The sequence below is a fragment of the Salmonella sp. 741265116_PST genome, assembly GCF_046567715.1.
GTDB lineage: Bacteria > Pseudomonadota > Gammaproteobacteria > Enterobacterales > Enterobacteriaceae > Salmonella > Salmonella enterica.
The window spans coordinates 57605-71462 of sequence record NZ_JBKFPH010000001.1; the positions used below are offsets into that span (position 1 = coordinate 57605).

Sequence of the window (13858 nt, forward strand, 5' to 3'; positions counted from 1 at the left end):
CGCCATCAGGCTGCGGCGTCATGTCGAATTCGCTTATCCGGCCTGCGCCACGCAGACCGGATAAAGCGTGCAACAACCGTTACACGTCGAGATCTGCGAGATCGCCTTTTTCCTGTAGCCAGTTGCGTCGATCTTCAGAACGTTTCTTCGCCAGCAGCATATCCATCATCGCGTTAGTACGCTGATCGTCTTCATCGCTAATGGTGAGCTGCACCAGGCGGCGAGTATTTGGATCAAGCGTGGTTTCGCGTAACTGCATCGGGTTCATTTCACCCAGGCCTTTGAAACGCTGTACGTTCGGCTTGCCTTTCTTACGCTTCAGTTGTTCCAGTACGCCCGCCTTCTCTTCTTCCGTCAGCGCGTAATAGACCTCTTTACCCAAATCGATACGGTATAGCGGCGGTAGCGCGACATAGACATGACCATTCTTCACCAGCGCGCGGAAATGTCTGACAAACAGCGCGCAAAGCAGAGTAGCGATATGCAAACCATCGGAGTCCGCATCCGCCAGGATACAGATCTTGCCGTAGCGCAGCTGACTCAGATCGTCGCTGTCCGGATCGATACCGATCGCCACGGAAATATCATGCACCTCTTGCGAGGCAAGCACTTCATCGGAAGAGACTTCCCAGGTGTTAAGGATCTTACCTTTGAGCGGCATGATCGCCTGATATTCGCGATCGCGCGCCTGCTTGGCGGAACCGCCTGCCGAATCCCCTTCCACAAGGAACAGCTCGGTCCGATTAAGATCCTGCGCGGTACAGTCCGCCAGTTTCCCCGGCAACGCCGGACCGCTGGTGAGCTTTTTGCGCACCACTTTTTTTGCGGCACGCAGTCGCCGCTGCGCGCTGGCAATCGCCATCTCTGCCAGTTGTTCCGCCGCCTGCACGTTCTGGTTCAGCCACAGGCTGAAAGCATCTTTCACCACGCCGGAAACAAATGCCGCACATTGACGCGACGACAGACGCTCTTTAGTCTGCCCGGCAAATTGCGGGTCCTGCATTTTCACGGAGAGCACATAAGCGCAGCGATCCCAGATATCTTCCGCCGACAGTTTGACGCCGCGCGGCAAAATATTGCGGTATTCGCAAAATTCGCGCATCGCGTCGAGCAGGCCCTGGCGCAGACCGTTGACGTGCGTCCCCCCCTGCATGGTCGGGATCAGGTTGACGTAGCTTTCCGTCAGTAATTCGCCGCCTTCCGGCAGCCACAATAGCGCCCAGTCAACCGCTTCCGTTTCACCGTTAAAATTACCGATAAACGGCTTTTCCGGCAGCGTCGGCAGGCCGTTTACCGCTTCGCCCAGATAGTCGTTCAGGCCATCCTGGTAGCACCAGCGCTGCTCGCTGTTATTCACTTCATCTTTAAAAGTGATTTCTACGCCGGGACACAACACCGCTTTTGCTTTCAGTACGTGCATTAAGCGAGAGACAGAAAAACGCGGGCTGTCGAAGAAACTTTCGTCCGGCCAGAAATGCACGCTGGTGCCAGTATTACGTTTACCGCAGGTGCCGACAACCTGCAAATCCTGCACTTTTTCGCCGTTTTCAAACGCGATGTTATAGACCTGACCGTCGCGGCGCACGGTCACTTCCACGCGCTTTGACAGGGCATTCACTACCGAAATCCCCACCCCATGCAGACCACCAGAGAACTGATAGTTCTTATTGGAGAATTTACCGCCGGCATGAAGTCGACAGAGGATCAGTTCTACCGCCGGAACCCCCTCTTCCGGATGGATATCCACCGGCATCCCGCGTCCGTCGTCAATCACTTCCAGCGATTGATCGGCATGTAAAATGACATCCACGCGTTTGGCGTGACCTGCCAGTGCTTCATCCACACTATTATCAATCACTTCCTGACCCAAATGGTTGGGACGGGTCGTATCGGTGTACATTCCCGGGCGGCGGCGTACCGGCTCAAGCCCAGTGAGTACCTCAATGGCATCAGCGTTATAAGTTTGCGTCATGGTTTAATTAGCAATTCGAATTGATTGTCAGCAACTGTGCAGTCCAAGAAAATCGACAATCTGGTTGAAATAATCTTCGAAGCCCGTGAATGCGTGATTACCACCCTCGGTCACTGTCTGACGGCAGGAGGCGTAATATGCCACCGCCTGGCGGTAATCCAGCACTTCATCGCCCGTCTGTTGCAGTAGCCAGATCAGGTCCGGCGCTTCCAGCGGGTCAATCTGCATGACTTTAAGATCATAAATATGGCGAGACTCTAGCACATATTGCTGCCCGGTGTAGGGGTTCTCGTTCTGACCGAGATAGTCGGTTAGTAATTCAAAGGGCCGCACGGCGGGATTCACCACCACAGCCGGCAGCATAAAACATTGCGACAGCCAGGTGGCGTAATAACCACCCAGCGACGATCCTACCAGCCCTAATGGCGCACCGCCATGCTCAAGCACGAGAGATTCCAGCAACTCCGCCGCATCGGCAGGATACGGCGGCAGCTGAGGGACGATCATCTCAACATGCGGATGACGCTCCGCCAGCCAGTTTTTTAGCTGGCACGCTTTTGCCGAGCGAGGGGAACTGTTGAATCCGTGCAAATAGAGAAGCGTAGACATCAGTATCCTTCCGAAGCGGTATCGGGTCGGAACCGGGTATCCTGCAGGCGATGCACTTCCGTCTCCAGGACGCCGTTCGCCCGGAGCTCCAGCGTACGCCAGCCCGGCGCGATAGTATCCAGCGTAAAGTTCGCGCAGTGTGGTTTGAACTGTACGCAGGTTGACGGCGACGCCAGCAGACGGCGACCGTTCCAGTCAAGATCCAGCTCCTGGTGAATATGTCCGCATAACAGATATTTTACACGCGGGAAATTCGCCAGCACGCTATCCAGCTCACCGGCATTACGCAAGCTGTGCTGATCCAACCAACTGCACCCTGCCGGCAACGGATGGTGGTGCAAAAGGAGCAATGTCTGTCTCTCTGGCGCATCGGCGAGCTTACGCTCAAGCCATTCCAGTTGGAACTCGCTCAGTTCGCCATGCGGTACGCCAAACACCTGGCTATCCAGCAACAAAATCTGCCATTGTTCACCGATTAACACGCGTTTAGCCGGGGAAATCCCCGCCTCTTGCAGCGCGCTGTACATTGCCGGCTGAAAATCATGATTGCCCGGTAGCCAAACGCAAGGCGCGCGAAAGCTTGCGATACCCTCAGCAAAATGCTGATAAGCCGCAGCGGATTGATCCTGCGCCAGATCGCCGGTCGCCACGATCAGATCATATTCATACTGTTGCGCCCGAATAGCCTCCAGCACGGCCTGGTAACTTTCCCAGGTATTGACGCCTAACAGCGTTTCATGCTTTTCGGCAAACAGGTGAGTATCTGTAATTTGTAAAATCCTGACTCGGGCCTCACCAGCCAGAGGTAGGGTTAACAGGCTTTCCAAATGGTGTCCTTAGGTTTCACGACGCTAATAAACCGGAATCGCCATCGCTCCATGTGCTAAACAGAATCGTAGCCAGTCGGCCAGAAACTGATTAATTTGATGCTTTTCGTCGCGTTGATGCAACTTTTTATTTGGATAATCATACCGCGCTTTGAAGCGAAAGATCTGCTGGCTTGAACACACTTCAGCCACCATCGCATCATGGTAGAGGCGCACCGTCAGCGACGGCAGGCTCCAGTAGGTGATGGCTGGCGCCGTTTGCTCGATCGTTACAAGCGTAGTGTATCGGGTCGATTCCACAATCGTTAACCGATATTGTACGTTGCCCACCTGATAGCTCACCATTTCACCGGGGGCGTCATTGCGCGGCAGCAGGCGGCGCAATTGCGAAAAATTGGTTTCGCACAAACGCATCATTTCTGGGAAGTCAGGTGTATAACGCTTCATTTTTTCCACTCGTTTTTTAACTCTTGATGATGCAACTGAAGCCATTGCAAAGCGATGACTGCGGCTGCGTTGTCGATTTTCCCCTCTTCTACCCACTGGTATGCCTGTTCCCGGCTTACCACATGAACCCGAATATCTTCGTTTTCATCCGCCAGACCATGAATACCTGCCGCGGTCGTGGCGTCCACTTCACCCACCAGAATAGATGAGCGCTCGCTGGTTCCTCCTGGACTCGCCAGGTAACTGATGACCGGTCGGGTGCGGCCTACGGTCAGCCCCGCTTCTTCCATCGCCTCCCGCCGAGCGACCGCCTCAATGGTTTCGCTTTCTTCTATCATGCCAGCGACCATCTCCAGCAGCCACGGCGTAACGCTTGTGTCATACGCGGCAATACGAATCTGTTCGACCAGCACCACCTCGTCGCGTTCAGGGTCAAAGGGTAGCAAGACGGCGGCGTGCCCGCGCTCAAAAATTTCGCGCTTTACCTCGCCACTCATTTCTCCGTTGAATAAACGATGGCGGAATCGATACATATCCAATGAAAAAAAACCGCGATAGCGCGTTTCCCGTGCAATAATTTCTACATCGCTTTTGGTGAAAGTAACTGGCAAGTTGTCTGATTTACGCATTGTGCTGCCCTGCTAGCAATAATGATTAAATGATGAATTTCAAGGGTGGTTGACTGCTGTTTTATCACCCTTGTGGTAAATTGGTGCCAATTAAGGCTCGTATGGCACGTAACGCCAACTTTTTGCAGTGGCAGATTCTGCTAGAATCAGCAATTATTTTTACAAATTGATCAGCGCTAAATACTGCTTCACAACAAGGAATGCAAATGAAGAAATTGCTCCCCATCCTTATCGGCCTGAGCCTGTCGGGGTTCAGCACACTAAGCCAGGCAGAGAACCTGATGCAAGTTTATCAGCAAGCACGCCTGAGCAACCCGGAATTGCGTAAATCCGCTGCCGATCGCGATGCTGCATTCGAAAAAATTAACGAAGCGCGTAGTCCTTTACTGCCGCAACTGGGTTTAGGTGCCGACTACACCTACAGCAACGGTTATCGCGATGCGAACGGTATCAACTCCAATGAAACCAGCGCTTCTCTGCAATTAACGCAAACGCTATTTGATATGTCGAAATGGCGTGGGCTCACCCTGCAAGAAAAAGCAGCAGGCATTCAGGATGTTACCTATCAAACCGATCAGCAGACGCTGATCCTCAATACCGCGAACGCATATTTTAAGGTATTGAACGCTATTGATGTGCTTTCCTATACCCAGGCGCAAAAAGAGGCTATCTACCGTCAGTTAGATCAAACGACGCAACGTTTTAACGTGGGTCTGGTCGCCATTACCGACGTGCAAAACGCCCGTGCGCAATATGATACCGTACTGGCGAATGAAGTGACCGCCCGCAACAACCTAGATAACGCGGTAGAAGAGCTGCGCCAGGTAACCGGCAATTATTACCCGGAGCTGGCGTCGCTTAACGTCGAGCATTTTAAAACCGACAAACCTAAAGCTGTGAATGCGCTGCTGAAGGAAGCGGAAAACCGTAACCTGTCGCTGTTGCAGGCGCGTTTAAGTCAGGATCTGGCGCGCGAGCAAATCCGTCAGGCGCAGGATGGTCATCTGCCGACGCTGAATTTAACGGCCTCAACCGGCGTTTCTGATACCTCTTATAGCGGTTCTAAAACCAACTCCGCCCAGTACGACGATAGCAACATGGGGCAGAATAAAATCGGCCTGAACTTCTCCCTGCCGCTGTATCAAGGCGGAATGGTTAACTCGCAGGTAAAACAGGCGCAGTATAACTTCGTCGGCGCAAGCGAACAGCTGGAAAGCGCGCATCGTAGCGTGGTGCAGACCGTACGTTCTTCCTTTAACAATATTAACGCCTCCATCAGCAGCATCAACGCGTATAAACAGGCGGTCGTTTCCGCGCAAAGTTCTTTGGATGCAATGGAAGCCGGTTACTCGGTCGGTACACGTACCATTGTTGACGTACTGGATGCCACCACCACTCTGTATGATGCCAAGCAGCAACTGGCCAACGCGCGTTATACCTATTTGATTAATCAGTTAAATATCAAATATGCGCTCGGTACGCTGAACGAGCAGGATCTGCTCGCGCTTAACAGTACGTTGGGTAAACCTATCCCGACGTCGCCGGAAAGCGTAGCGCCGGAAACGCCAGAGCAGGATGCTGCCGCAGACGGTTATAATGCCCATAGCGCCGCGCCGGCAGTACAGCCGACCGCCGCTCGCGCCAACAGCAATAACGGCAATCCATTCCGGCATTGATAAGTTATTCGCTGGCGCTGTGCTTATCAGACCTGTGCCCTTGTAGGTCTGGTAAGCGCGGCGCTACCTGCCATAAAGCCGCACCTGAACGTAAGACAACGTAAAGATCCTGCTATTCCGCCGCATTCTCGCCTTTTCTCGCTTCAATTTCGACCAGTCATCCTCTATTCTGAACGCATGTTGTATTTACCACTGGGTCCTGGAAGACAAATATGAAACGGACAAAATCTATACATCACGCCTCGTTCCGCAAAAGCTGGAGCGCGCGGCATTTAACGCCGGTCGCCCTGGCGGTTACGGCTGTTTTTATGCTGGCTGGCTGTGAAAAAAGCGATGAAACCGTATCGCTGTATCAAAACGCTGATGACTGTTCAGCGGCGAATCCGGGCAAAAGCGCGGAGTGTACAACCGCGTATAACAATGCGCTGAAAGAAGCTGAACGTACCGCACCAAAATACGCCACTCGTGAAGACTGTATCGCTGAATTCGGCGAAGGCCAGTGCCAGCAGGCTCCTGCGCAAGCGGGAATGGCACCGACCGGTGAAGGCCAGGCTCAGGCGCAGAATCAAAGCAGCGGCAGCTTCTGGATGCCGCTGATGGCGGGCTACATGATGGGCCGACTGATGGGCGGCGGAATGGGCGCTCAGCAACCGCTGTTTAGCTCGAAAAACCCGGCCAGCCCTGCATACGGCAAATATACCGATGCAGCAGGTAAAAACTACGGCGCGGCGCAACCGGGCCGGACAATGACCGTACCGAAAACCGCGATGGCGCCGAAACCAGCCACCACCACAACCGTTACCCGCGGCGGTTTTGGCGAATCCGTCGCCAAACAGAGCACCATGCAGCGTAGCGCTGCCGGTACTTCAACACGTTCGATGGGCGGCTGATACGCATGGAAAGAGTCAGTATTACCGAGCGCCCGGACTGGCGCGATAAAGCGACTGAATACGGGTTTAATTTTCACACTATGTATGGTGAACCGTACTGGTGTGAAGACGCTTATTACAAGTTAACGCTCGCCCAGGTGGAAAAACTGGAAGACGTTACCGCCGAGCTGCACCAGATGTGCCTCAAGGTAGTAGAACGCGTCATCGCCAGCGATGAGCTGATGACGAAGTTTCGTATTCCAAAACATACCTGGGGTTTTGTTCGTCAGTCCTGGCAAACGCAACAACCGTCGCTCTATTCCCGCCTCGATCTGGCCTGGGACGGTATCGGCGAGCCTAAGCTACTCGAAAATAATGCCGACACGCCAACATCGCTGTATGAAGCGGCGTTTTTTCAGTGGATTTGGCTGGAAGATCAGATCAACGCGGGCAATCTGCCGGAAGGCAGCGATCAGTTTAATAGCCTGCAGGAAAAGCTGATTGAACGCTTTGCTGAACTTCGCGAGCAATACGGTTTTCAGTTGCTGCATCTCACCTGCTGTCGCGATACGATTGAGGATCGCGGCACCATTCAGTATTTACAGGATTGCGCGGCCGAAGCGGAAATCGCCACCGAGTTTCTCTATATCGACGATATTGGTCTGGGGGAAAAAGGCCAATTTACGGATCTGCAGGATCAGGTCATTGCGAACCTGTTCAAGCTCTATCCGTGGGAATTTATGCTGCGCGAGATGTTTTCCACCAAGCTGGAAGATGCCGGCGTGCGCTGGCTGGAACCGGCCTGGAAAAGCATTATCTCCAATAAAGCGTTATTGCCGCTGTTGTGGGAGATGTTCCCGGACCATCCGAATCTGTTGCCTGCGTATTTCGCCGAAGACGAACATCCGCAAATGGATAAATATGTTGTGAAACCGATCTTCTCCCGCGAAGGGGCGAACGTATCGATTATTGAGAACGGTAAAACGATCGAATCCGTGGAAGGCCCGTATGGCGAAGAGGGTATGATCGTGCAACAGTTCTATCCGCTGCCAAAATTCGGCGACAGTTACACCCTGATTGGTAGCTGGCTGATTAACGATCAGCCCGCCGGAATTGGTATCCGTGAAGATCGGGCGCTGATCACCCAGGATCTCTCCCGCTTCTATCCGCATATTTTTGTCGAAGGATAGATTTTCCTGTAAGCCCGATGCGCGTAGCGCCATCGGGCAATCATTCAGCGCCTTATCCGGCCTACCCCACCTGCACCGACAACATACTTATACTGCCCATCTCAATACCGTCGACCGGGATGGTGATAGGTTCTTTGCCATCCCAGGCGCCAAGTACATACAGCAAAGGCAAAAAGTGCTCCGGCGTCGGGTTTGATAAGGCCCCCCCTTCATGTTGCAGATAATTCACCAGCGGGTGCTGTTCTACCTGCCCCTGCCACGTCAGATTGGCTTTCACAAAGTCATTAAATGACGCCGCCCAGGGATACGGTATATTGTCACCGTGCCAACGCACAGTCCGCAGGTTATGAACTACATTCCCGCTGGCCACCAGCATCACGCCTTCGTCACGCAGCGTCGCCAGCTTACGACCCACCTCAAAATGCCATGCCGCCGGTTTGGTACTATCAACACTAAGCTGCACCATCGGGATATCCGCATTCGGGTACATCTTGATCAATACGCCCCAGGAGCCGTGATCAAATCCCCACGCCTCTTTATCGAGCGCGACGGGAACGGGAGCCAACAGTTCAACCAGACGCTGCGCCAACGCAGGCGATCCAGGGGCCGGATAATGCGTGTCATACAGCGCCTGCGGAAAACCGCCAAAATCATGGAGAGTTTGCGGCCTTTCCATCGCTGTGACGCCCGTCCCGCGGGTATACCAGTGCGCCGACACCACCACTATCGCCTGTGGTCGCGGCAGGGCTTCCCCCAATCGCCGCCAGGCGCGGGTATAATCGTTATCATCCAGCACGTTCATCGGGCTGCCATGCCCCAAAAACAATGCTGGCATACACGTTAAAGACATGATGTTATCCTTACAGGAAAGACATTTTGTTAACATCACCATACGCTTTCTTCACAGAGGAAGAACTCAGATAACTATGATGAAGATCATCAGTTATTTTGAAGGTCAGGTTCGGACGGCAAATTGATAAGGAGTAATGGATGTCAGTACCACTTATTCTGACCTTAGTGGCGGGCGCCGCCACCTTTATTGGCGCGTTTCTTGGCGTTCTCGGCCAAAAACCGTCTAACCGCGTGCTGGCTTTTTCGCTGGGCTTCGCCGCAGGGATCATGCTGCTCATCTCGCTGATGGAGATGCTGCCCGCCGCGCTTGATACCGAGGGAATGTCGCCCGTACTGGGCTACGGGATGTTTATTATCGGCCTGTTGGGCTACTTCGGGCTGGACCGCCTGCTTCCTCACGCTCATCCGCAGGATCTGGTGCAAAAAAGGCAGCAGCCGCTTCCCGGCTCGATAAAACGCACTGCGATTTTATTGACGCTCGGCATTAGCCTGCACAACTTTCCGGAAGGGATCGCCACCTTTGTCACTGCCAGCAGCAATCTTGAACTGGGCTTCGGCATCGCACTGGCGGTGGCGTTGCACAATATTCCTGAAGGTCTGGCGGTCGCCGGCCCGGTTTATGCCGCGACGGGCTCAAAACGTACCGCGATTTTTTGGGCCGGTATCTCCGGCATGGCGGAAATTCTTGGCGGCGTGCTGGCGTGGCTGATTTTGGGCAGTCTGGTTTCGCCGATCGTTATGGCGGCTATCATGGCGGCAGTCGCCGGCATTATGGTGGCGCTCTCCGTCGATGAACTGATGCCGCTGGCAAAAGAGATCGATCCTAACAATAACCCCAGTTATGGCGTGCTTTGCGGTATGTCCATCATGGGGCTCAGCCTCGTCATTTTGCAGACGATAGGTATCGGTTAAGAGAAACGTCGCGCCGGATGCAGGCCTTTAGCCAGGCAACATCCGGCTGCCCGGCAAGGATATGCGCTATTTCTGCTCATTCATCACGCTGTCGCCTTCGTTCGTCTGGCGAAAACGTTTCGTTCGCGCTTCAAGTAATGCATCTCTGTCTTGCCGAAACGCTCTGCAATAACGCTTCATATGGCAAATATACCCTACCGCCACCAGAACGATTAATATTATCCAATACCAGGCAATAAACATCCTTTTTACCCTTAAAATTTAACATCACTAAACATTTAACGTTAAAATTTTACATACCCTTATTTTGACGTATTCATATACTGGCATATTTGTGGAACAAATAAATGATTTTGATCATATAAATCAGTGGTGAAACCCAATAATGAAAGAGGTATTAAGCAGAAAACAATGTCGATAAGATCACACTTCGTACTAATTTATATTGTTCTTAAAATATCACCCTCCTACTATCGACTTATTAAGGTAATTAAAAAATATTGATGCAGAGTATATTTTAAAATAAGCAATAACATCATTAGTTATATTTAAAGACCAATCATTTACCTCATTTATCATTCATAAAAACATAGTATATTCAGAAGTATTATATTTAGAAGTTGTATATAAGGAGATATATCCATGTTTAATCAATACCGGAAAACAATACTTGCCGGCGCTGTCGCACTGACATGCGGACTCACCGCAGCCAGTACGTTTGCCGCAGGTTTTCAACCGGCACAGCCCGCAGGGAAATTAGGCGCAGTCGTTGTCGATCCTTACGGAAACGCCCCTCTCACCGCACTGGTGGAATTAGATAGCCATATTATTTCAGACGTTAAAGTTACTGTACATGGCAAAGGGGAAAAAGGCGTTCCTGTTACTTATACCGTTGGGAAAGAGTCTTTAGAAACCTATGACGGTATTCCGATTTTTGGCCTTTATCAGAAATTTGCCAACAACGTCACGGTAGAATATAAAGAAAACGGCAAAGCCATGAAGGATGACTATGTGGTGCAGACGTCCGCCATCGTCAACCATTATATGGATAACCGTTCTATTTCAGATCTCCAGCAAACGAAAGTTATTAAAGTCGCGCCAGGATTTGAAGATCGCCTTTATCTGGTAAATACCCATACTTTTACGCCGCAGGGCGCTGAATTTCACTGGCACGGCGAAAAAGATAAAAATGCGGGCATTCTTGATGCCGGTCCGGCGGGTGGGGCTTTGCCTTTCGATATCGCCCCTTATACGTTTGTGGTCGACACCCAGGGTGAATACCGCTGGTGGCTGGATCAAGATACCTTCTACGACGGCCACGATATGAATATCAACAAACGCGGCTACCTGATGGGTATTCGTGAAACGCCTCGCGGCACCTTTACCGCGGTGCAGGGCCAACACTGGTACGAGTTTGATATGATGGGGCAAATTCTTGCCGATCATAAACTGCCGCGCGGGTTCCTGGATGCGTCTCATGAATCCATCGAAACCGTGAACGGCACCGTACTGCTGCGCGTCGGCAAACGCGATTACCGCAAAGAAGATGGCATACATGTTCACACTATTCGCGACCAAATCATTGAGGTCGATAAGTCTGGCCGCGTAGTGGACGTTTGGGATTTAACCAAAATCCTCGACCCTATGCGTGATGCGCTGCTCGGCGCTCTGGATGCGGGCGCAGTATGTGTGAACGTCGATCTGGCCCATGCCGGACAGCAGGCGAAACTCGAACCGGATACGCCGTATGGCGATGCGCTTGGTGTCGGTGCTGGCCGTAACTGGGCGCACGTCAACTCTATCGCTTATGACGCGAAAGATGACTCCATTATCCTTTCTTCCCGCCATCAGGGTATTGTAAAAATTGGTCGCGATAAGCAGGTGAAATGGATACTGGCGCCGTCTAAAGGCTGGAATAAACAACTAGCCAGTAAATTGCTGAAACCAGTAGACGATCATGGTAAGCCGTTGACCTGTGACGAAAACGGCAAGTGTCAGAACACCGATTTCGATTTCACCTATACCCAACATACGGCATGGCTTTCCAGCAAAGGCACGTTAACGGTCTTTGATAACGGCGATGGTCGCGGCCTGGAGCAACCGGCCCTACCGACCATGAAATATTCCCGTTTTGTCGAATATAAGATCGATGAGAAGAAAGGCACCGTACAACAAGTTTGGGAATACGGTAAAGAGCGTGGATATGATTTCTATAGTCCTATCACCTCGGTTGTTGAATACCAAAAAGACCGCGACACCATGTTCGGCTTTGGCGGTTCTATTAATCTGTTCGACGTTGGTCAACCAACAGTCGGCAAACTTAATGAGATTGACTATAAAACGAAAGAAGTGAAAGTTGAAATTGATGTGCTGTCGGATAAACCCAACCAGACTCACTATCGTGCGTTACTGGTTCATCCAACGCAAATGTTTAAATAAATCACGAGAAGGAATTAATATGTCATCTAAATGGATTACCTCTTTATTTAAAAGCGTAGTATTAACCGCGGCATTGGTCACTCCTTTTGCGGCCTCGGCTTTTACCGAGGGCACAGATTATATGGTTCTGGAGAAACCGATTCCTAATGCGGATAAAACGCTGATTAAGGTATTTAGCTACGACTGCCCTTTCTGCTACAAATATGACAAAGCCGTAACAGGTCCGGTTTCTGATAAAGTAGCCGATCTCGTTACGTTCACTCCGTTCCACCTGGAAACAAAAGGCAAATATGGCAAACAGGCCAGCGAAGTATTTGCAGTCCTGATCGCCAAAGATAAAGCTGCCGGGATTTCGTTGTTTGATGCTAAATCACAATTCAAAAAAGCGAAGTTCGCCTGGTACACGGCTTACCATGATAAGAAAGAGCGCTGGTCAGATGGGAAAGATCCGGCGGCATTTATTAAAACCGGGCTGGACGCCGCAGGCATGAGCCAGGCTGATTTTGAAGCGGCGCTGAAAGATCCTGCCGTTCAGGAGACTCTGGAAAAATGGAAAGCCGCCTATGACGTTGCCAAAATTCAGGGTGTTCCGGCTTACGTCGTCAACGGCAAGTACCTTATCTACACCAAAAACATCAAATCCATCGATTCTATGGCTGAACTCGTTCGGGAACTGGCCACTAAAAAATAAGCAGGAAAACGATTATGGATTTTATTAAGGGATTATGGCGAGACCTACGCGCAAGACCAGTAGATACGCTGGTGAGATGGCAGGAACAGCGCTTTCTGTGGCTGTTAATGGCCGTCGCGATGGGAGGGTTGATTATCCTGGCGCACTCGTTCTTCCAAATCTACCTCTACATGGCACCGTGCGAGCAGTGTGTTTACATCCGTTACGCGATGTTTGTGATGGTAATTGGCGGGGTGATTGCGGCGATAAATCCCAAAAATATCGTGCTGAAGCTGATTGGCTGCATCGCGGCGTTTTATGGCAGCATTATAGGCATTAAGTTTTCTATTAAGCTTAATGGTATCCATCATGCGGTACATAATGCGGACCCCGATTCACTTTTTGGCGTGCAAGGATGTTCGACTGACCCGACCTTTCCTTTCAACTTACCGTTGGCGGAATGGGCACCGGAGTGGTTTAAACCTACCGGAGACTGCGGTTATGACGCACCTATCGTCCCTGATGGCGTGACGCTCAGTAACGTACAGCAGTGGTTTGTCGATCTCTACCAGCAGTCCGAAGGCTGGTATCTGCTTCCGCCCTGGCATTTTATGAACATGGCGCAGGCATGTCTGTTGGCCTTTGGGCTGTGCCTGGTTCTGCTGCTGGTCATGAGCGGTGCCTGGGCATTGAAACTGGCCAGAGGCAAATAACCTGAATAGATAAACCAAAGCAGAGGTCTGCATTCAGACCACTGCTTTTCTCA

Annotated in this window: 14 protein-coding genes; 7 read left to right on the plus strand and 7 right to left on the minus strand. The window is 51.6% G+C overall.

The window, feature by feature from the left end; genetic code table 11:
* Positions 1-79 precede the first annotated feature (79 nt).
* From parE to nudF, 5 genes are read right to left on the minus strand one after another with little or no spacing between them, the layout of a single operon-like run.
* Entirely contained in the window at positions 80-1972 is a 1893-nt protein-coding gene (gene parE, locus ACLD11_RS00285) for a DNA topoisomerase IV subunit B (protein WP_000195318.1), read from the minus strand.
* A 27-nt stretch (positions 1973-1999) separates the two neighbouring features.
* Positions 2000-2581 (minus strand): esterase YqiA, encoded by a 582-nt coding sequence (yqiA, locus tag ACLD11_RS00290; protein ID WP_000105725.1) that lies wholly within the window; start codon positions 2579-2581, stop codon positions 2000-2002.
* Entirely contained in the window at positions 2581-3408 is an 828-nt protein-coding gene (cpdA, locus tag ACLD11_RS00295) for a 3',5'-cyclic-AMP phosphodiesterase (protein WP_000444735.1), read from the minus strand. The genes yqiA and cpdA overlap by 1 nt, the downstream gene beginning before the upstream one ends.
* Before the next feature lie 24 nt (positions 3409-3432).
* Positions 3433-3855 carry a DUF1249 family protein gene (locus tag ACLD11_RS00300; protein ID WP_024797616.1) on the minus strand — a complete coding sequence of 141 codons (423 nt, stop codon included), beginning with the start codon at positions 3853-3855 and terminating at the stop codon, positions 3433-3435.
* Positions 3852-4484 (minus strand): ADP-ribose diphosphatase, encoded by a 633-nt coding sequence (nudF, locus tag ACLD11_RS00305; protein WP_411014386.1) that lies wholly within the window; start codon positions 4482-4484, stop codon positions 3852-3854. Before nudF ends, ACLD11_RS00300 begins: the two co-directional genes overlap by 4 nt.
* 200 nt (positions 4485-4684) lie before the next feature.
* On the opposite strand from nudF, the gene tolC reads away from it, so the two are divergent.
* The 3 genes from tolC (at position 4685) to ACLD11_RS00320 (ending at position 8219) form a co-directional block, all read left to right on the plus strand.
* Positions 4685-6160, plus strand: a complete 1476-nt coding sequence (gene tolC, locus ACLD11_RS00310) for an outer membrane channel protein TolC (RefSeq protein WP_072157388.1) — start codon at positions 4685-4687, stop codon at positions 6158-6160.
* Positions 6161-6372: 212 nt separating this feature from the next.
* Positions 6373-7050, plus strand: coding sequence for a DUF1190 family protein (locus ACLD11_RS00315; RefSeq protein ID WP_411014387.1), 678 nt, complete (start codon positions 6373-6375; stop codon positions 7048-7050).
* A gap of 5 nt (positions 7051-7055) precedes the next feature.
* Positions 7056-8219 carry a glutathionylspermidine synthase family protein gene (locus tag ACLD11_RS00320; RefSeq protein WP_411014388.1) on the plus strand — a complete coding sequence of 388 codons (1164 nt, stop codon included), beginning with the start codon at positions 7056-7058 and terminating at the stop codon, positions 8217-8219.
* A gap of 61 nt (positions 8220-8280) precedes the next feature.
* Here the strand turns inward: ACLD11_RS00320 and ygiD are convergent, their stop codons facing one another.
* Positions 8281-9069 carry a 4,5-DOPA dioxygenase extradiol gene (gene ygiD, locus ACLD11_RS00325; protein ID WP_183052216.1) on the minus strand — a complete coding sequence of 263 codons (789 nt, stop codon included), beginning with the start codon at positions 9067-9069 and terminating at the stop codon, positions 8281-8283.
* 140 nt (positions 9070-9209) lie between these two features.
* Here ygiD and zupT point away from each other — a divergent pair, with 140 nt between their 5' ends.
* Entirely contained in the window at positions 9210-9983 is a 774-nt protein-coding gene (gene zupT, locus ACLD11_RS00330; RefSeq protein WP_411014389.1) for a zinc transporter ZupT, read from the plus strand.
* Positions 9984-10049: 66 nt separating this feature from the next.
* Here the strand turns inward: zupT and ACLD11_RS00335 are convergent, their stop codons facing one another.
* Complete coding sequence (locus ACLD11_RS00335; RefSeq protein ID WP_183059486.1) at positions 10050-10226, minus strand: hypothetical protein; 177 nt, start codon at positions 10224-10226, stop codon at positions 10050-10052.
* A gap of 399 nt (positions 10227-10625) precedes the next feature.
* On the opposite strand from ACLD11_RS00335, the gene ACLD11_RS00340 reads away from it, so the two are divergent.
* Genes ACLD11_RS00340 through dsbI form a run of 3 tightly spaced genes read left to right on the plus strand, consistent with a single transcriptional unit; the run spans position 10626 to position 13805 of the window.
* The gene (locus ACLD11_RS00340; RefSeq protein ID WP_411011879.1) at positions 10626-12422 is read left to right on the plus strand and encodes an aryl-sulfate sulfotransferase; all 1797 of its coding nucleotides are present in this window, start codon (positions 10626-10628) and stop codon (positions 12420-12422) included.
* Positions 12423-12441: 19 nt separating this feature from the next.
* Complete coding sequence (locus ACLD11_RS00345; RefSeq protein WP_023219225.1) at positions 12442-13113, plus strand: thiol:disulfide interchange protein DsbA/DsbL; 672 nt, start codon at positions 12442-12444, stop codon at positions 13111-13113.
* A gap of 14 nt (positions 13114-13127) precedes the next feature.
* Positions 13128-13805 carry a protein-disulfide oxidoreductase DsbI gene (gene dsbI, locus ACLD11_RS00350; RefSeq protein ID WP_023219226.1) on the plus strand — a complete coding sequence of 226 codons (678 nt, stop codon included), beginning with the start codon at positions 13128-13130 and terminating at the stop codon, positions 13803-13805.
* The last annotated feature ends 53 nt before the right edge of the window (positions 13806-13858 follow it).